This is a genomic window from Flavobacterium sp. (assembly GCF_027484705.1).
Classification (GTDB): domain Bacteria; phylum Bacteroidota; class Bacteroidia; order Flavobacteriales; family Flavobacteriaceae; genus Flavobacterium.
The window spans coordinates 1-19,373 of record NZ_JAIXSL010000002.1 but is presented as its reverse complement, the minus strand read 5'-3'; the positions used below and the strand labels follow the sequence as shown (position 1 = coordinate 19,373).

Sequence of the window (19,373 nt, the reverse complement as noted above, 5' to 3'; positions counted from 1 at the left end):
TTTTTAATTAAAACCAGTGCAGCAATTTTCGAATCATCGCCAATTTGTTTTTATAAGGTGCGTATCGAAAGGGCAAATCAAGCCAGTTCGATTTTTTGACCACGGCTTTCTGATGCGAGAACGTGTCGAAACTCCACCGTCCATGATAAGCTCCGATGCCCGAATGTCCGACGCCACCAAAAGGCAATCTTTTGTTCGCAAAATGAATGACCGTATCATTGATACAACCGCCACCAAACGCATAATCACGCATGATTTTTTTACTGAAAGTTTTGTCGGTTGAAAACACATAAAGCGATAACGGTTTTTCATAACGCAAAATAATTTTCGATAAATCTTCATCGGTTTCAAATGAAATAATCGGAAGCAAAGGCCCGAAAATTTCGTCTTTCATAAGGGCGCTTTCAAGTTCTGGTTCATCGATAATAGTCGGCGCTATGTATAATTCCTTTTCATTAGTTTGTCCGCCGTGTAGGATGGTGTTTCCTTTTAACAATCCTTGTAAACGTTGCCAGTTTTTGAGGTTGACAATGCGGCAGAAATCTTCCGAAAGTTGCGGATTTTCACCGTAAGCATTTTTAATGACATTGATAAGATGGCCGATGAAAACCATTTTGATTTTGGAATGCACGAGCAAATAATCCGGAGCAATACAAGTCTGTCCACCATTGATAAATTTTCCCCAGACGATGCGTTTCGCGGCCAGTTCTAGATTGGCAGTTTGGTCAATAATGCCCGGATTTTTACCACCAAGTTCGAGCGTCAGCGGCGTCAGGAATTTAGCGGCGGCTTCTGCGACGATTTTGCCTACAGCCACACTTCCGGTGAAGAAAATATAATCCCAGCGCTGTGCTAATAAATTTTGGGCTACCAAATGATCGCCTTCGATGACTTCCACATGGTTTTGATCAAAGATTTTCCGTATGATTTCGCCGATAATTCGCGAGGTATTTTGAGTAAGCTCCGAAGGTTTCAAAACCACCTGATTTCCTGCGGCAACTGCTGCAACCAAAGGACAAATCGCCAATTGAAAAGGATAATTCCAAGGCGCAATAATCAGTACTTTTCCGAAAGGTTCCTTGTAAATACAATCAAGCGATGGAAAATTTAAAATGGATGGAAATACGTTTTTGGGTTTAGTCCAGCGATGAATATTTTTAATCGTGGCTTTCAATTCAGACTTTACAAAACTGGTTTCGGTCAGTATGCCTTCAAAAAACGGCTTTTTGAAATCGTCGTACAATGCCTGCAAGATTTGCTCCTCGCGGCTTTCGATTTCGTTGAGCAACTGTATTAAAATTGCTTTTCGCGCATTGATGTCGGTTTTGTAATGCATTGCGGTAGTATTAAAACACGAATGCACGAATCATAAAAACTAATTTATTACATCCGTGCATTCGGGCTAACTAAATATTTTAAATATTTTAATTCATCTTATAAAAACGCCCAACGGAAGCCCATATTGAAATCGATTTGTTTGCTGTCGTTGATCAACGCTGAAACTACAGAACCAGAACCCATATAGAATCCGCCCAATCTGAAACCGAGTCCGGTATTGCCGCCTGAGAATTCGGAATGAGAAAATGGAATATAGGCTTCAAAAAAACCAAGATTAACCCTTGGGATGATGCTCCAGCTATTTTGTGCTGTGATCTGTTTGTTTCCGCTATTGTCCTGCATTTTTTGTTGCAGTTGTCCGGTAATGAAAAATTTGGTGTAGATTTTAAAATCTGCGTAGATGTTGAAAGTGGTCGGAAGTTTTACTTTGAAATCCTCTTTAGAACTTGTTTTGGTGAAAAATTCAGGATGGTTCAGAAGGACTTTCTCGATGTCTTTCAAACTTTTAGCATCTTGGAATTCGCTGAGATCGAGCTCTTGTCCTGGAAGCATTTTGAGAATATAAGAATCCGAAGCGTTATCGCTGTCACTGAACGTCATGGTTCCTATGTTTCTCAAAGACATTCCCGCATTGATTTTGTATTTTTTTGGATCGTTTGGGTCTTTCCATTGGTAGTTGACGCCCAAATCGGTAGCGAATCCGTGCAGCCCTCCAAAAACTTTAGTTGTGTAATCGCTGAAATCTGTTCCGCTCTCAGCAAGACTTCCGGAATATGAAAAATTAAGGGCGGCGTTTGCATTGCTTAAATAAGCGCCTGTAGCATCTGTTCTGATTGTTCCCTTGAAAGCATCCACTCCTATATTACTATAAGAGCCGGGGAATAATAATTTCAGCGTGATTCCACCATTGAATTTATGTTTATCATCTTCATAAACTGTCCTTGCCGCTGATAATCCTAGTTCTCCCCAGGAAGTACCGCTGACCCTTTGATTATGGTCTGTATTGATGGCATTGATGTCAAAAATAGAACTTTGACTGTTCAAAAGCGCATCACCCAGATTCGGATCGACATCGATGATATCGGCTTTCACATACCCTTTCGTGGTCAGTGCAAAAGCCCATTTTTGCCAGCGCATCGCAGCACCGAGGCCCGAAAACTCCAAGTCAATGCTAGCGTTTACAGCAGAATTTCCATTAAAGATCAAATCCTCAAGATCGGTATCTGAATTGAGATCGCTGAGGCTGACAATATCATTTGAAAAATTGAAGCTAAACCCTGAGATGTTGACTTCAAATTTTTTGGAAAGGTTCGAAAATTCTGCAGGATTGAGCGCTCCGTTGAGGATTCCTGCTCTGCTGGAAGTATTGGCTCCAACAAAATGATCCTGAGCAAAACCATAGCTGGCGCAGATCATGCTTAAAAAAACAAATGCTTTTTTCATATTAAATTGATTTGATTGGTATAAAATGAACATAATACTTGGGATGGTACCTTGTAAAAATATCAATTAAAAGTAACTAAACAGCATTCCACACCGAATTATTTGGAACCGGCGCGACGATTTCTATCTTTTCTTTAGAAACCGGATGGATAAAAACCAATTTTCTCGCATGCAGATGAATCCCGCCATCCGGGTTGCTTCGGTCGAAACCATATTTTAAGTCGCCTTTGATTGGGCTTCCGATAGCGGCCAGTTGGGCGCGAATCTGATGATGCCTTCCGGTATGCAAATCAATTTCTAATGCGAAATACGAATTGAGTTCCTTGATGATTTTATAATCGAGTTTGGCGATTTTACTCTCGGGAACTTCTTTCAGATGCGCTTTCGAAGTGTTGTTTTTCTCGTTGCGTTTGAGAAAATGCACTAAAGTATCGGCATCGTTTGGCGGTCGGTTTTTAACCACAGCCCAATACGTTTTCTGCGTTTCGCGGTTGCTGAACATTTCGTTGAGCCTCGTTAAAGCCTTACTCGTTCTAGCAAAAACTACGATTCCGGTGGTCGGACGATCAAGGCGGTGTACGACGCCCAAAAACACTTCGCCGGGTTTGTTGTATTTGTCTTTGATGTATTCCTTGACGACTTCCGATAAAGGTTTGTCACCCGTTTTGTCGCCTTGCACAATATCGCCGACACGTTTGTTGACCACGATGAGGTGGTTGTCTTCGTGGAGGATTTGGAGGTTGGTTTTGTCGGATAAGGTTTTCATGGACACGCTATGCTAGAGACACGGCTACGCCTTAGGACACGCTGCGCTTTAGACACGCTGCGCTTAGGAGGCAGCTTATGTTATTTGATTTAGAGAATTTTTAAAGTGGTACATCATTTTGATGATAGAGTCAAGTTTTTGATTGAGGTTGATTTGTTTTTCTTCTGTGAGGAAATATAAATCAGTTGAAATCAACAATTGGGTTTCGATTTCATAAGCTGATCCGATGGCTATTTCGACAAAGCGTCCGAAATCTCTATTCGAATTTCTCGAAGAACCTTCGGCTATATTCGAAGGAATGGATACCGAAGCCCTTCTTAGCTGGCTGGCCAACCCAAATTTTTCACTATCTGGAAAAGCACTTGTAACAGTGTAAATTTCAGTACAGAAAATACGGCTCATTTGCCATATCTCGAGTTTTTTAAATCGGTGCATAATCATTCTTTTTGGCGTTTATATTCATTTAGTATTTCAATCTTCCAGCTGTCTGAAGGCGTAGCCGCGTCCTGAGCGCAGCGTGTCTAAAGGCGCAGCCGTGTCTTAAGCGGAGCGCGTCTAATACTGCTCTCCCGCATTCGGAAAATCCTTCGATTTCACATCACTCACATACTGCCCAATCGCCTGCGTCATTTGTTCGTAAAGATTGAGGTAACGTCTTAAAAAACGCGGACTGAACTCATTGTTCATCCCCAACATATCGTGAATCACCAAAACCTGTCCGTCAACGCCGCCACCGGCACCAATTCCAATAACTGGAATCGTGATGCTTTTTGCCACTTGTTCTGCCAGATGCGCCGGGATTTTTTCGAGTACGACGGCAAAGCAACCCAAAGTTTCCAATAGTTTCGCGTCTTCAATAAGTTGTTCGGCTTCGGCATCTTCTTTGGCGCGAACGGTATACGTTCCAAATTTATATATGGATTGTGGCGTCAGACCCAAATGCCCCATCACAGGAATTCCTGCGTTTAATATTTTTTTGATGCTTTCCTTGATTTCAGCGCCGCCTTCCATTTTCACAGCATGTGCGCCGCTTTCTTTCATAATCCTGATCGCTGAACGCAAAGCTTCTTTAGAATCTGATTGGTAACTTCCGAAAGGCAAATCAACCACAACTAAAGCTCTTGTGATGGCACGAACGACACCTGAAGCGTGATAAATCATCTGATCGAGCGTGATCGGCAAAGTCGTTTCGTGTCCTGCCATGACGTTGCTCGCAGAATCGCCGACGAGTATGACATCAATCCCTGCGGCGTCTACAATTTTGGCCATCGTGAAATCGTAAGCAGTCAACATCGAGATTTTCTCGCCGTTTTCCTTCATCTCAATCAATGACTTTGTGGTAATTCTTTTATAATCTTTTTTTGCGACAGACATAAGTTCTATTTTTGTTGCTGTAAAAGTAATAAATCGAGTTGGGAATCAGATGCACTTTTGCCGACGAAAACGTTTGTAACGTTTTTTTTGAAGCGTTGACAAACTTTCTCAGATTCGCTGCAGGCTTTCCATCAAACCTTTACACTAAATCATTATGAAAAAAATAGCGCTCGTCCTCATTTTTATCTTCAGCATCAACAGCAACGCCCAAAACGAAGACGTCAAAAACACGATCCAGACTTTTTTCGAAGGCTTCCACCACCGCGACACGCTCTTGCTGCACCAGGTCTGCGCCGACAAAATGATCCTGCAATCGATCGAGGAAAACAGCAACGGCAACAGTCTTACTGAAGAACCGCTGCATTTCTTTTACCGCTCGGTCGCCTCATTTCCTAAAGACCTCAAATACAACGAGCAAATCCTGAGCTACACGATTCAGGTCGATGGTTCGATGGCGCACGCCTGGACACCATACGAATTCTACATCAACGACAAACTGAGCCACAAAGGCGTCAATGCCTTCACGCTGTTCAAGGAAAAAGAAAGCTGGAAAATCGTTTACATCATCGATACTAGAAGGAAATAATTCAGAAGCTGATCCGGTTGTTCATTATATCTTTTGCGTCGAACGCCGGCACAAAAGGTTTCTACCAGGGCTATGCGCCCGATTCGATAAGCTATATGTTTTAAAATCTGAGAAATTCATTATTAACAAAATTCAAGAAAATGGCACATTACAAGGCTACTTCAATTGATTCAAGAAATTTCATGCTATCGACGAATGATGTTTCTGCAGGCACATTAGTCTATTCGAACTGGTATTCCTTTAAAGCCAATATCATTTTGACTAACCATTCGGAATATCAACTTGAGCCTAAAGGATTTTGGGACTCAAAAATCGAATTGAAACGAAACGATAAACTTTTGCTGGAGTTTAAAATGGGCTGGAAAGGAATTGTCATCCACACCAAATTCGATGGTGAAGAAAAGAGTTATTTATTGCGCCTCAAAGGGCTTTTGAGTTCCCAATATGTGCTGGTTGATACCGATGAGAAAGAAATACTCGCTGTAACCCCCGATTTTAAATGGCGGAAAATGCATCTCGATTATGACATCGCTACTTCAGACGAATTCGACAGCCAGAACCATAAGGAGCTGTTTTTATTAGCCATTGTTCATTGCATCAACCATTATTTGGCGGTTACTTCATCAACGGTTGCATAACAGATCCGAATATTCAGGCATTGTCTTTATAAAATCTTTATGCGTTGCCAGGAGCATCTTATAAAATACTTACAACTTATGCTTTAACTTTGTCCCGTAAAATAATCACAACGATTTGAAGCGGATTTTAAAACATACTAAAACCAAAAACCAATACCTTGTTAGTTTACTTTCTGTAAGCATCATTTCGTTGCTTTGTTTGTTTACGAGAGATTTTTTAGATTACAAAGTCATTGGTTATTTACTGCTTGTCTTAGTTTCATTATTGGCCATTTTCCTTGAAATTCTTCCGGTACTTTTAGCCGCAGTTTTGTCTGCGCTGGCACTCGATTTTCTTTTCATCCAACCGTATTACACGCTACACATCAACAGCGCCGAAGACGCGTTATTGCTGTTGCTTTTCTTTGTGATTGCATCAATCAATGCGGTTTTGACATTCAAAATCAGAAAGGCAGAACAACGCACGCAAATCAAAGAGGCCAGACTGAGCACCATGAGGCTTTACAACACTTTACTGGATTCGTTGTCGCACGAATTGAGGACTCCAATTTCTACCATTATGGGCGCTGTTGGCACGCTGCAAGGAAAAGCCAATCATTTGTCGGATGATAATAAGTCTAAATTGCTGTCAGAAATGGAGAAGGCTTCGTTGCGTTTGAATCACCAAGTGGAGAACTTACTCAACATGTCGCGCTTGGAATCAGGCTATATCCAACCAAAGTTCGACTGGTGCGATGTCAAGGACTTGATGTATCATGTGTTGGATACCTTAAATGAAAATCTAACGAACCATAAAATCGCTATAAAAACTAATGATTATTTGCCGTTATTCAAATTAGATTACGGCTTGATGGAGCAAGTGCTTTACAATCTTATTTACAATGCGTCGCAATATACGCCCGCCGGCGCTACGATTTCCATTAATATTGATTACCAACCGGAAGTCGTGATTGAATACCAATCGGATGAAGTGATAACTTTAATTATTTCGATTGCCGATGATGGACATGGGTTTCCGAATAATGAAATTGACAAAGTTTTTGATAAGTTCTACCGAATACAGGATTCGAAAACTGGCGGCACGGGGCTTGGACTTTCAATCGTCAAAGGTTTTGTCGAGGCGCAACACGGTAAAGTCACCGTTGAAAACAGGGAAGAAGGTGGCGCATTTTTTCAGCTGAAATTTCCGGCCGCCGTGATGCATACTAAAAACATCAGCAATGAATAACGCTACGATACTGATCATCGATGACGAGAGTCAAATTCGGAAATTACTTGAAATCACACTCGAGTCGAACGATTATAAAACGGTTTATGCCGTCAATGCGAAAGAAGGTTTGATGCTCGCCGCGAATCATCCGCCCGATTTGATCCTGCTCGATTTGGGATTGCCGGACGATGATGGACAAAATGTACTCGTGCATCTCCGCGAATGGTATCAGAAACCAATTATCATCTTGTCGGTCAAAAGTGCCGAAACTGAAATCGTCAAGGCCTTAGATCATGGCGCAAATGATTATCTGACAAAACCGTTCCGAACTCAGGAATTGCTTGCTAGAATCAGAACCGCTTTGCGGAACTCCGGCAGTGCTTCAGTCGAACCCGTAATCAACTTTGACACGATTGTTATCGATTTGACCTCGCGCTCCGTAAAACGAAATCAGGAAGCCGTAAAGCTAACGGCAACAGAATATTCGTTATTGGTTTTGCTCGTCAAAAATGAAGGCCGCGTACTCACGCACCAATACTTGCTCAAAGAAGTTTGGGGACCGAGTTATTCCGACCAAACGCAATATTTACGGGTATTCATAGCCCAACTTCGAAAAAAACTCGAAACCGATCCAAACCGACCGAGATACTTACTTACAGAATCCGGAATTGGTTATAGATTTCAAACCGGCTAGCTAAAATTTATCGAAAATAATGGAATTACATCGATGTCAAATCTTTGTGATGCAGGATACTTACGTCTTATATTTTCCAAAATAAAATCAATTTTAATAATTTTATAATGAATAATTCTACTTTACAAAAAGTCAGCGCAGCATCACTTCTGGTTGCTTTAGGCATCATTTACGGGGACATTGGAACAAGCCCGCTTTATGTTATGAAGGCCATAGTTGGCGACCGCCCGATTTCTCAATTGCTTGTTTATGGTGGCATTTCGTGCATCTTTTGGACACTGACATTTCAAACGACTTTCAAATATATTTTCCTAACACTTTCGGCCGACAATCATGGTGAAGGCGGTGTGTTTTCGCTGTATGCATTGGTCAAACGTTTTGGGAAAGGCAAGCTTGTGATTCCAACGATTTTAGGAGCTACGACACTTTTGGCCGACGGCATTATTACGCCCCCTATTTCAGTAGCTTCCGCTGTAGAAGGCCTCCAAGCGATTGTTCCCAATTTGCCAACGATTCCGATTGTCATTGCAATTCTATCAGGTTTGTTTTTCTTTCAACGTTTTGGCACTCAAAAAGTTGGTACATTTTTCGGGCCGGCTATGGTTGTTTGGTTTTTGATGCTTTTTGTTTTAGGCTTTGCTCAAATCTTGCATCATCCTGAAATTTTAAAAGCTTTAAATCCGATGTATGCTTACGAATTGCTCGTCGAGTATCCGAAAGGGTTTTGGCTGCTCGGGGCAGTTTTCCTTTGCACGACAGGCGCTGAAGCATTATATTCTGATCTCGGACATTGTGGCAAAAAGAACATCCGTATTACTTGGGTTTTTGTCAAAGCGGCTTTACTGGTCAACTATCTTGGGCAAGCAGCGTGGTTAATGACGCAAAGCGATCCGATGCTTCGAGGCAGAAATCCGTTCTACACCATCATGCCTGAATGGTTTTTGTTATCGGGCGTTATCATCGCTACGTTGGCAGCAATCATTGCTTCACAAGCTTTAATCAGCGGTTCTTATACTTTAATTAATGAAGCGATGTCGCTCAATTTCTGGCCCCGCGTAGCCTTGCGGAATCCTACCGATTTACAAGGTCAGATTTACATTCCGTCGGTCAATACGATTCTGTGGATGGGCTGTGTTTTGATGGTATTGTATTTTAAAACTTCCGCACACATGGAAGCCGCGTATGGTTTTTCCATAACGATTGCCATGTTGATGACTAGTGTTTTGCTAGCTTATTATTTGCTGTTCATCAAAAAAGTAAAAGCGATTTGGGTGACATTAATATTGCTGGTTTTCTCTGTAATTGAAGTGTCGTTTTTTATAGCTAACATTGTTAAAATCAAGGAGCGTTGGATGTTTTTATTCTTCGAATTGTTTATCTTTTTGGTGATGTATGTTTGGTATTATTCGAGAAAAATCAACAATCGATTTTTGAAATTTACCAATCTGACTGAGCATGTGCCGTTATTGAAAACTTTAAGCGAAGACGACAGCATTCCCAAATATTCAACGCATTTAATTTATTTATCGAAAGCGGATAAAAACTACGAAATTGAAGAGAAAATCCTCAAATCGATTTTTTCCAAAAAGCCGAAACGCGCCGATGTGTATTGGTTTCTGCACATCAACCGCACTAACGAACCGTTTACTTTAAACTACCAAGTCATCGAATTGCTTGACGATAAAGTCATCAAAATCGTTATGAATGTAGGTTTTCGTGTGCAACCGAAAGTCGAATTGTATTTCAAAAAAATCGTGCAGGATTTGGTGAATAACCGAGAACTCAACTTGCACATACGCCCTGATGGTTCCTCGAAATACAATGCAGAACCCGATTATAAATTCATCATTCTCGAAAAATTCTTGTCAGTAGAAAACGAATTTACGGTCAAAGATGGTTTGCTGATGCACGCCTATTATTTTATCAAACGACTTTCGTTGTCCGATGCCAAAGCGTTCGGACTTGACAAAAGCGATGTTGCCATCGAGAAACTTCCGATCGTATACCAACCGATTACCAAACTCACTTTAGAACGAAAACTCATTTAATCATGAAAAAACTTTTTACACTAATTACTTTTCTAAGCATCGCTTCGCTATTTGCACAACAAGATTCCACTGCGGTCAAAATACCATTCGAAGGCATGGATATGACTTGGCAAAACGGTTCCGATCACCGTACTTCTTCAGTATTGACAAATAAATATTTCACAGGAAGCATTATGATTGATGCCAATTATACGCATTCCTTCAACAATCCAAATGACAATACGGTTGTTGGTTCGACGGCTTTGGCGCGCAATAATGAAATGCAATTGTCGAGTGCGAATTTGGGTGGTGAATTCAATTACGAAGGCGCACGCGGTAAAATCATGTTGCAGTTCGGAACGCGTTCAACGGTCATTCCACGGAACGATTATAGCGTATATCGCGGGCAATATCAGCTCGACAATGTCTACCGCTATTTGTCGGAAGCGTATGCGGGTTATCATTTTGATAAATGGTACGGCATTAATGTCGATGCGGGTATGTTTATGTCATATATCGGTTTGAACTCGTATTACCAAGTCGAAAATTGGGAGTATCAAGCATCGTTTACTTCCGATAATACACCTTGGTTTTTCAATGGCCTGCGCGTACAGGTTTTCCCGACAAAAAAATTAAAGATCGAAGGCTGGCTCATCAATGGTTGGCAGAGCTACGGGAAGTTCAACAGCATGCCCGGCTTGGGCGGTAATATCACTTGGTGCCCGAATGAGGCTGTCAAATTGCTGACGAACGATTATTATGGAACCGATGCTGCCGGACTCAAAAACCGCATGCGTTTTCATTCTGACAACAGCATTTTGGTGCGTTATTTCAACCAGCCGAAATCGAAAGGCATCAGCAAAGCGGCTTTTTCCGGAACTTTCGACATTGGTTTTGAAAACGGAGATGGCGTACGCGGGTTCAACGGCAATTCGGAAACGCCGTCGCAGTATTTCTTGAGCGGTATGGTTTATAATAGGATTTGGTTTCATAAAAACATTTTTGCGATGACGATTGGCGGCGGCTACATGACAAATCCCGGAAGGTACTTGGTATTGTATCCGACAGGCGATGCAAGTCCGTTGCCCAATCCTAACAATCCTACACAAACCGCTGGAACACATCCTTTTTCGGCAAACCCAGGCGATGAGTTTAAAGGCTGGGATTGCTCGACAAATTTTGATTGGATGCCGAACCAAAGCATTACTTTTCGGGTTGAGTTCGTGCATCGCGAAGCCAATGTGCCCTATTTCGCAGGTTCGGGTGGCGTGACTTCACCAACAGGTTATACGACAACGCCATTGCCGGCAGATTGGAAGCCAGATTTGGTGAAAATGGAGAATCGGTTGATTTTCGCGCTGTTGTTTAGGATTTAGACAGATGGTTTATTCGGCTAACGGATCCAAATCTTATCGTTTTGAAACCTTACGGTCTTATAATCTGGTGTTTAGCCCGGATGGCACTGAAAAACAAAACCGTGTGGTGACCGTTACTTTGGTTAGTCCGGGAAAGCGCCCAACGGAAGCTCTTGCCGGGCTTTACCATTGTGGTCAGGACGCGGTTTTTTTGTAAGGCACAGCCGGTTCAGCTTTTGATGGCATCCATGCGAAAAGCCACAGTAACTCCAACGATATAACAAACCAAATCGCTCCAAAGAAAACCTTGGCCCAAAGCGTAATGTCCTAAAGTAGTATTTCGGATGGCCATAATCCATTCGGCGTTATAAAGTTGTTGGAGTTCGATCAGAAAACAGAAGCATAATGGGAACATGATTTTCTTTAGATTTCCACCACGAAGCAATAGTATTCTGAAGCCAAAATAAACCATCACCGCATATAAAACATCGCCTATAAACAAAGGAATGACATTGGTTTTTCGAGATAAAACACCAAGCAAAACCACCAAAAAGGTCACGATAAAATAAAACAAGAGTCTGTTTTTTACCATTTAAATCTTAAAGTCTTAAGCGTAGCGTGTCCAAAGGCGCAGCCGTGTCTATAGCGCAGCGCGTCCAACTTAACAATCCGCCATATTCACCGCCACCGCCAATCCGCCTTCTGAAGTTTCCTTATACTTCGAATTCATATCTTTTGCGGTCTGCCACATCGTATCGACGACTTTATCTAGAGGCACTTTGGCATTTTTGGCGTCGGTTTCCATCGCTAGTTCTGCAGCGTTTATGGCTTTGATTGCGCCCATAGTGTTGCGTTCTATGCAAGGAATCTGAACCAATCCGCCGATTGGATCGCAAGTCAAACCCAAGTGGTGTTCCATCGCAATTTCTGCGGCCATTAAAACCTGATCGGGTGTTCCGCCCATGACTTCGGTCAAAGCTGCAGCTGCCATTGCTGACGAAACACCAATTTCTGCCTGACATCCGCCCATCGCTGCCGAAATTGTAGAACCCTTTTTGAAGATGCTGCCGATTTCTCCGGCGACCATCAGGAATTGTTTGATTTCCTTTTCGCCGGCTTCGTGGTTTTCGATCACTAAATAATACATTAAAACGGCTGGAATCACGCCAGCGCTTCCATTGGTCGGAGCTGTGACGACGCGTCCTAAAGCAGCATTGACTTCATTCACGGCTAGTGCAAAACACGAAACCCATTTTAAGATCTGGCGGAATTTGACTTCGGTTTTCCGAATTTGTTCGAGCCACTGTTGCGGATTGGAATAATTGGCCAATCCGATGAGGTTCTGGTGCATGTCGAAAGCGCGTCTTCTTACATTCAATCCACCCGGAAGTATGCCTTCGGAATGGCAGCCGATATACATGCATTCGAGCATCGTGTTCCAGATGCGCATGAGTTCGTGGTGAATGTCGGCTTCGGTGCGCATTGATTTTTCATTCTCGTAAACAATTTCCGAAATCGATTTGTTTTGCTGGATCGTATAATTTAAAAGTTCTTCCGCATTCTGTATCGGAAACGGAAAAGCACATTTGATTTCGAACTTTTTCTTGGCGTTCGGGCGGTCTTCCTTCACGACAAATCCGCCGCCGATAGAGTAGAAGGTTGAAGTAAATTCGGAATTGTCTTCGAGATAAGCCGTAAATTTTAATCCATTGGCATGGAAAGGCAGGAAGTTTTTGTTGAACACGATATCCATTAGAAACGAAAACGGAATTTTGTGTTCGTTGCCGAGATTGATTTCGTTGCTGTTCTCAATTTCTTTGATGATTCCGGCGATATCCTGCACGGGAATGTATTCAGGATCCTGTCCGCTCAAACCTAACATTACCGCTAAATCTGTGGCGTGGCCTTTTCCGGTCAGCGAAAGCGAACCATACAAATCGACTTTGACTTGCGTGGTTTTATGCAAGAGGTTTTCATTGCGGAGTTCGCCCAGAAAACGTTCCGCGGCACGCCAAGGTCCAAGGGTATGGGAACTTGATGGGCCGACACCGATTTTCAGCATGTCAAAAACGGAGATGCATTCTTCCATAAGAGTAGGTTTGTGCAGCAAATATAATTGAATGGTTGATTAAAATGCATCAATGGGTTCTTAAAATGATGATTGACTATGGGACACGCTGCGCTTCAGACACGCTACGCTTGGGATTTGTGTTAACGACTTAATGAAGAACAGTAAGTTGCCAAGACAGAACAGTGTTTATGGAACGCGGACTACGCGGAAAGCGCAGATGGACACGGATTTGCAGCCATCGGTTGAATATATTTATATAATTCTTAACAACCTAAAACCGATGAATTATATTCTCAGAAGCTACTTTTGCAGCTAAATTGTTGCTATGCGTTTTAATAAATACTACCTGTCAGCCTTTTCATCGTTTGTCATTTGGGGATTTTTCAGCCTGGCGTTGAAGCCTTTGAAAGATTACGCTTCCTTGGATATTTTGTTCTACAGGATTTTTCTGGCTACAGTTTTATTGCTTGCGATTAACCTTGTTTTCAGAAAAAAGGAAGTTCAAAATGACTTTTCAGTTTTTAAAAGCCTTGATAAACCAGAACGCAATAGGTTGATGTTCCTGACAGTTGTGGGCGGTTTTTTACTTGTGCTCAATTGGTTCCTGTTTATCTATGCAATTAACCACGTCAGTTTGCAGTCGGCTTCGTTCGCGTATATGATTTGCCCGATTGTCACGACGATACTCGCATTTTTTATTTTGAAGGAAAAACTGAGTCGCTGGCAATGGTTTTCGGTGGTGCTTTGTATTGTCAGTTGTGCGATTTTGTCGTATGGTCACATCAAAGATTTGATCTACAGTTTGGTAATAGCGTTTTCTTTTGCGTTTTACTTAATCAGCCAAAGGAAAAACAACCAGTTCGACCGCTTTGTGATTCTGACGGTTCAGATGCTGATTGCTTCTTTGGCGATTCTTCCTTTTTTTCCTGTGTATAGCGAAGCGGTTCCAACGGCTTCACTATTTTATATATTGCTCGTAGTGATTGTCGTGGTTTTTACGATCATTCCTTTGTATTTGAATTTGTATGCGTTGAAAGGCATGAATTCTTCCGCCGTCGGGATTTTGATGTATTCGAATCCGCTGATCCATTTCTTTTTGGCGGTGTATTATTTTAACGAAGAAGTGCAGGTGAATCAGATTGTTGCGTATGCGTTGATTTTGGTTTCGATTGTGGTTTTTAATGAGCGGATGTTGTTTAAAAGACACGCTGCGCTATAGACACGCTTTGCTCAGGACACGGCTGCGCCTTAAGACACGCCCTTAGGGCTTAGGATGGTAGGACACGCTTCGCTTAGGACACGCCCTACGGGCTTAGGACAGTGAGACACGCTTCGCTTAGGATATTCTGGTTATTAAATAAATTTCCGTTACAAAAGAATTCTCAATTTTTATCGGTCAACAATTTACACTGATATCTGTCTAAAGGCGCAGCCGCGTCTTAAGCCGTAGGGCGTGTCCTGAGCGCAGCGTATCTTGAGGCGCAGCCGTGTTCTACAGTCCTAGCCCGGATAGAAACGACATCCTTTTGTGCCGTTGTTCGGCGCAAAAGATAAAGTGTATAGCCGGAAATAGCTCCTAAAAAATGACATCATGTCAGATTTATTTTAGCAATACTGACAATTTACAAAGCCTTTTTTGGTTGGCACAGTCATTGACTATTGCGCGCCGAGTTGAATTAATATAAAAACTAAAATATATAAAAATGGGTAAAATAATTGGAATTGACTTAGGTACGACGAACTCTTGTGTTTCTGTAATGGAAGGAAATGAGGCGGTAGTAATCCCTAATTCAGAAGGAAAAAGAACCACACCATCGATCATTGCATTCGTGGAAGGTGGCGAAATTAAAGTCGGTGATCCTGCGAAAAGACAAGCGGTAACGAACCCGACAAAAACTATTGCGTCGATCAAGCGTTTTATGGGACATACGTTCTCTGAAACCACTGACGAAGCGAAAAGAGTTCCTTATTCAGTAGTGAAAGGTGACAACAACACCCCACGTGTGGATATTGACGGTCGTTTGTATACGGCTCAGGAATTGTCAGCAATGACACTACAAAAAATGAAAAAAACGGCTGAAGATTATTTAGGCCAAACGGTTACTGAAGCGGTGATTACGGTTCCTGCTTACTTCAACGACGCGCAACGTCAGGCTACGAAAGAAGCCGGAGAGATTGCCGGTTTGAAAGTAATGCGTATCATCAACGAGCCTACTGCTGCGGCTTTGGCTTACGGATTGGATAAAAAAGGACAAGACCAGAAAATCGCAGTTTACGATTTGGGTGGTGGTACTTTTGATATTTCTATCCTTGAATTGGGTGACGGTGTATTTGAAGTATTGTCTACTAATGGTGACACGCACTTAGGTGGAGATGATTTCGACCAAACGATTATTGACTGGTTGGCGGATGAATTCAAAGCAGAGGAAGGAATCGATTTAAGATTGGATCCGATGTCATTGCAAAGAATCAAAGAAGCAGCTGAAAAAGCGAAAATCGAATTGTCCTCTTCAGCAGAAACGGAAATCAATTTGCCTTACGTAACGGCTACGGCTTCAGGACCAAAACACTTAGTGAAAAAATTAACAAGAGCTAAATTTGAGCAATTGTCGGACGCACTAGTAAAACGTTCTATGACACCGGTTGCTAAAGCGTTGAAAGATGCAGGTTTATCAACTTCAGATATCGACGAAGTAATTTTGGTTGGTGGTTCTACGCGTATGCCAAGAATTGCTGATGAAGTAGAAAAATTCTTCGGTAAAAAAGCATCAAAAGGAGTAAACCCTGATGAGGTTGTGGCGATTGGAGCTGCGATTCAAGGTGGAGTTTTATCCGGTGATGTGAAAGACGTATTGTTGTTAGACGTTACACCTTTATCCTTAGGAATCGAAACTATGGGTGGCGTTTTGACCAAATTGATTGAATCAAACACAACCATTCCAACTAAAAAATCGCAAGTGTTTTCTACGGCTGCGGATTCTCAACCAACCGTTGAAATTCACGTATTGCAAGGCGAAAGAGCGATGGCTGCGGACAACAAAACCATCGGACGTTTCCACTTAGACGGTATTCCACCGGCACCAAGAGGCGTTCCTCAGATTGAAGTGACTTTCGACATCGATGCCAATGGTATCATCAAAGTTTCTGCGACTGACAAAGGGACCGGAAAATCTCACGATATCCGTATCGAGGCTTCTTCAGGATTGACTGCAGAAGAAATCGAAAGAATGAAAAAAGACGCCGAAGCCAATGCCGATAGCGATAGAGTAGCGAAAGAAAGAGTTGAAAAACTCAACGAGGCGGACAGCATGATTTTCCAAACGGAAAGCCAGTTGAAAGAATTGGGTGAGAAATTATCCGACGAGCACAAAACTGCTATTGAATATGCATTGAACGAATTGAGATTGGCACACCAAAATCAAGACTTGACAGCGATTCAAACCGCTTTGGATAACGTCAATGCCGCTTGGAAAACCGCTACAGAAGCGATGTATGCACAAGGCGAGCAAGGCCAACCACAAGACGCGCAACCCCAAGCAGATACACAAGGCGATAATACGCAAGATGTAGAATTTGAAGAGGTTAAATAGGGCCGAGCGTTAAAAATCAGTTCAGCGAACTGATTTAGCGAAGGAGCCAGGAGGCGCGAAGGCCTTCAGGATTAAATAAATAAAAGAGCCGGATTAGCAATAATCCGGCTCTTTTTGCGTTGTATAGACTTACCTTTAGTTTGTAACCACATAGATCCATAGATCATTTTTTCAGTTTTATTTTCTATGTTTCTATGTGGTTATTTTTTAGGTCATTTTTTTGTAAATTTCGGCAACCAAAAAACACATCATGAAATCATACATTTTAATTATTGCTTTAATTTTCACTGCAACCACTTCATTCAGTCAGAAAAAAAAAACAACCAAAGCCCCAGCTTCAACCGCATTAGCCAAATCCGGTAACCTTTCGATGGAACTCGTGAAGAACAACCTCTATCTATTCGTCGTTAACAAAACCAAAAAAGATACGATCTTGCTTAAAACCTACACAGCAACCGCCGCGCCGACTGATTGCAAAATCACACCGTTTACCGCGAAAGGAACACCACTGAATTTGATTTCATGGTCAGAAAACGCCATTACAGAAACCAAAGAAAAAACCGAGAACAAAGTCCAGATTTATTCAGAAATCTGGAATACCGCTACGAAAACAAAACCACTGGCGAACATCCAGGGCATCACCAATATCAAAGAAATCCAGTGGCTTGACAAACTTAAAAACGCCTCACAAACCGTTGAGAAAAAACGCAACGAAGGTTTTGAATTTTCATTGACTAAAGAAGGTGACGTCAAACTTAAAAACAAAACGCAGGAAAACATGATGGTTTTTAATGCGAGTAGTAATGTGTATCAGAATGCGAAGGATTTGAAGAAGAAATGACACGTCGGCGCTTTAGGACACGTTGCGCTTTAGACACGCCCTACGGGCTATGGACACGCTTCGCTCAAGACTCGGCTACGCCTTAAGACATAAAACACAAAAAAAGAGGTCTCGAATTTGAAACCTCTTTTTTTTATTTAAGCTTTTATAATCTTTAGAGAAGCATTTCTTGAGGCGCAGCCGAGTCTTGAGCGCAGCGAGTCTCTTAATTCACTCTAATCTCAAACATCTTATTCCAATTCTTACCCGTTACGAAAATCGTTTTGGTTTTCGGATTGTAAGCGATGCCGTTCAACACTTCCGCTTCCTTATTGGTAACTTTAGATCTCAATCCGGTTAAGTTCAAAACGCCTTCAACGGCTCCGGTGGTCGGGTTGATCACAGCAATCGCGTCTTTCTGCCAGATGTTGCCGTAGATTTTTCCGTCAATCCATTCGAGCTCGTTGATGCTTTTGATTTTGCTGCTGTTCGTATATACATTGATGTAATCCGTCATTTTCTGCGTTTCAGGATCCATCGTCCAGATTTTTTCGGTACCGTCGGATTGGTAAATGTTTTTGCCGTCGTTCGTCATACCCCAACCTTCAATCTTTTTGTCAAAAGGAAAAGTTTTCAGTTTCTTCAACGTATTCGCGTCATAAATAAAACCAACATTTGATTGCCAAGTCAGCTGGTAAATCTTGTTGTTGATCACCGTAATACCTTCACCGAAATAATCGTTGTTGTCAAGGTTCACTTGTTTGTATATTTTTCCAGTTTTGTAATCGTATTTTCTGAAATGAGACATTCCTTTCTGGCCGGTGCTTTCAAGCAAAGTATCGCGGTAAAACTCAAAACCTTCGGTAAACGAAAGCGTATCGTGCGGGTAAGTATTTACAATCGTGTAGTTCAATAACTTCGGCTCGACGTTAGAGATCACTTCAATTCTCGCAGTAGTTTCCACATTTTCACCTTCAAAATAAACCAATGCTTTTAAGTTCTGGTAACCAAGTTTTTTGTCCTTCAAGGGCATCAATACTTTTTCAGCGCCTTTTTTCGAAGCCACTTTCGCGTCATTCACATAATAAATGATGCTGTCTATGATTTTCTTTTGCGCATTCTGGATTTCCAAAGTGACGGTTTCCTCTGGCGTATAAGTCTCCTTAAAAGCCGCCGCATTGAAACTGAAAAGGTTTTCGTGCTCTTTCGTTTTGTCAACACACGAAGCAACAAACAAGCCTAATAAAATGACCGAGAGGACATTACGTTTTGTCATGATTCAAAATTTTATGCTGCAATATACAATACAAATTTATATGTTCAAATCTGCTTGCGAAAATACAAAAAGATTGTATATTTGCGCCGGCAAGTCCTACACGACCAGCTCCTGCAAAATCCTCCAGGATGGGAACATAGCAAAGGTATGCGGTTGTAGCGGTGCGATGTAGGTCGCTTGCCATT

The 19,373-nt window shown here is 42.0% G+C and carries 17 protein-coding genes and 1 other RNA gene; 10 read left to right on the top strand and 8 right to left on the bottom strand.

Annotated features, from left to right (window positions below; translation table 11 throughout):
- Positions 1-7 precede the first annotated feature (7 nt).
- The 5 genes from Q0058_RS00200 to panB form a co-directional block, all read right to left on the bottom strand.
- A complete protein-coding gene (locus Q0058_RS00200; protein WP_298220477.1) occupies positions 8-1,336 on the bottom strand; it encodes an aldehyde dehydrogenase in 1,329 nt (442 codons plus the stop codon).
- 98 nt (positions 1,337-1,434) lie between these two features.
- A complete protein-coding gene (locus Q0058_RS00195; protein ID WP_298220475.1) occupies positions 1,435-2,781 on the bottom strand; it encodes a DUF5723 family protein in 1,347 nt (448 codons plus the stop codon).
- A 76-nt stretch (positions 2,782-2,857) separates the two neighbouring features.
- Positions 2,858-3,547, bottom strand: coding sequence for an RluA family pseudouridine synthase (locus Q0058_RS00190; RefSeq protein ID WP_298220473.1), 690 nt, complete (start codon positions 3,545-3,547; stop codon positions 2,858-2,860).
- Between the two features lie 75 nt (positions 3,548-3,622).
- The gene (locus tag Q0058_RS00185; protein ID WP_298220472.1) at positions 3,623-3,982 is read right to left on the bottom strand and encodes a four helix bundle protein; all 360 of its coding nucleotides are present in this window, start codon (positions 3,980-3,982) and stop codon (positions 3,623-3,625) included.
- A 120-nt stretch (positions 3,983-4,102) separates the two neighbouring features.
- Positions 4,103-4,921 (bottom strand): 3-methyl-2-oxobutanoate hydroxymethyltransferase, encoded by an 819-nt coding sequence (panB, locus tag Q0058_RS00180; RefSeq protein ID WP_298220470.1) that lies wholly within the window; start codon positions 4,919-4,921, stop codon positions 4,103-4,105.
- Between the two features lie 154 nt (positions 4,922-5,075).
- Here panB and Q0058_RS00175 point away from each other — a divergent pair, with 154 nt between their 5' ends.
- The 6 genes from Q0058_RS00175 to Q0058_RS00150 all read left to right on the top strand — a co-directional run bounded on the left by Q0058_RS00175 (position 5,076) and on the right by Q0058_RS00150 (position 11,452).
- Positions 5,076-5,507 (top strand): nuclear transport factor 2 family protein, encoded by a 432-nt coding sequence (locus Q0058_RS00175; protein ID WP_298220469.1) that lies wholly within the window; start codon positions 5,076-5,078, stop codon positions 5,505-5,507.
- Between the two features lie 140 nt (positions 5,508-5,647).
- Positions 5,648-6,145 carry a hypothetical protein gene (locus Q0058_RS00170; RefSeq protein WP_298220467.1) on the top strand — a complete coding sequence of 166 codons (498 nt, stop codon included), beginning with the start codon at positions 5,648-5,650 and terminating at the stop codon, positions 6,143-6,145.
- Between the two features lie 115 nt (positions 6,146-6,260).
- Positions 6,261-7,373 carry an ATP-binding protein gene (locus Q0058_RS00165; RefSeq protein WP_298220466.1) on the top strand — a complete coding sequence of 371 codons (1,113 nt, stop codon included), beginning with the start codon at positions 6,261-6,263 and terminating at the stop codon, positions 7,371-7,373.
- Positions 7,366-8,049: a response regulator gene (locus Q0058_RS00160; protein ID WP_298220464.1), complete on the top strand. Its 684-nt coding sequence runs from the start codon at positions 7,366-7,368 to the stop codon at positions 8,047-8,049. The genes Q0058_RS00165 and Q0058_RS00160 overlap by 8 nt, the downstream gene beginning before the upstream one ends.
- Positions 8,050-8,156: 107 nt before the next feature.
- A complete protein-coding gene (locus Q0058_RS00155; RefSeq protein WP_298220462.1) occupies positions 8,157-10,097 on the top strand; it encodes a KUP/HAK/KT family potassium transporter in 1,941 nt (646 codons plus the stop codon).
- Between the two features lie 2 nt (positions 10,098-10,099).
- The gene (locus Q0058_RS00150; RefSeq protein ID WP_298220460.1) at positions 10,100-11,452 is read left to right on the top strand and encodes an outer membrane beta-barrel protein; all 1,353 of its coding nucleotides are present in this window, start codon (positions 10,100-10,102) and stop codon (positions 11,450-11,452) included.
- 208 nt (positions 11,453-11,660) lie between these two features.
- Here the strand turns inward: Q0058_RS00150 and Q0058_RS00145 are convergent, their stop codons facing one another.
- Positions 11,661-12,005 (bottom strand): DUF2809 domain-containing protein, encoded by a 345-nt coding sequence (locus Q0058_RS00145; RefSeq protein ID WP_298220458.1) that lies wholly within the window; start codon positions 12,003-12,005, stop codon positions 11,661-11,663.
- An 87-nt stretch (positions 12,006-12,092) separates the two neighbouring features.
- Positions 12,093-13,520, bottom strand: a complete 1,428-nt coding sequence (locus Q0058_RS00140) for an L-serine ammonia-lyase (protein WP_298220456.1) — start codon at positions 13,518-13,520, stop codon at positions 12,093-12,095.
- A gap of 307 nt (positions 13,521-13,827) precedes the next feature.
- Between Q0058_RS00140 and Q0058_RS00135 the strand changes: the two genes are divergently transcribed.
- From Q0058_RS00135 to Q0058_RS00125, 3 genes are all read left to right on the top strand, one after another.
- Complete coding sequence (locus Q0058_RS00135) at positions 13,828-14,721, top strand: EamA family transporter (protein ID WP_298220454.1); 894 nt, start codon at positions 13,828-13,830, stop codon at positions 14,719-14,721.
- A 484-nt stretch (positions 14,722-15,205) separates the two neighbouring features.
- Positions 15,206-17,092, top strand: coding sequence for a molecular chaperone DnaK (gene dnaK, locus Q0058_RS00130; RefSeq protein ID WP_298220452.1), 1,887 nt, complete (start codon positions 15,206-15,208; stop codon positions 17,090-17,092).
- 250 nt (positions 17,093-17,342) lie between these two features.
- Complete coding sequence (locus Q0058_RS00125; RefSeq protein WP_298220450.1) at positions 17,343-17,933, top strand: hypothetical protein; 591 nt, start codon at positions 17,343-17,345, stop codon at positions 17,931-17,933.
- A 205-nt stretch (positions 17,934-18,138) separates the two neighbouring features.
- Here the strand turns inward: Q0058_RS00125 and Q0058_RS00120 are convergent, their stop codons facing one another.
- A complete protein-coding gene (locus Q0058_RS00120; RefSeq protein ID WP_298220448.1) occupies positions 18,139-19,188 on the bottom strand; it encodes a glutaminyl-peptide cyclotransferase in 1,050 nt (349 codons plus the stop codon).
- An 87-nt stretch (positions 19,189-19,275) separates the two neighbouring features.
- On the opposite strand from Q0058_RS00120, the gene ffs reads away from it, so the two are divergent.
- An RNA gene (ffs, locus tag Q0058_RS00115) (signal recognition particle sRNA small type) lies at positions 19,276-19,373 on the top strand.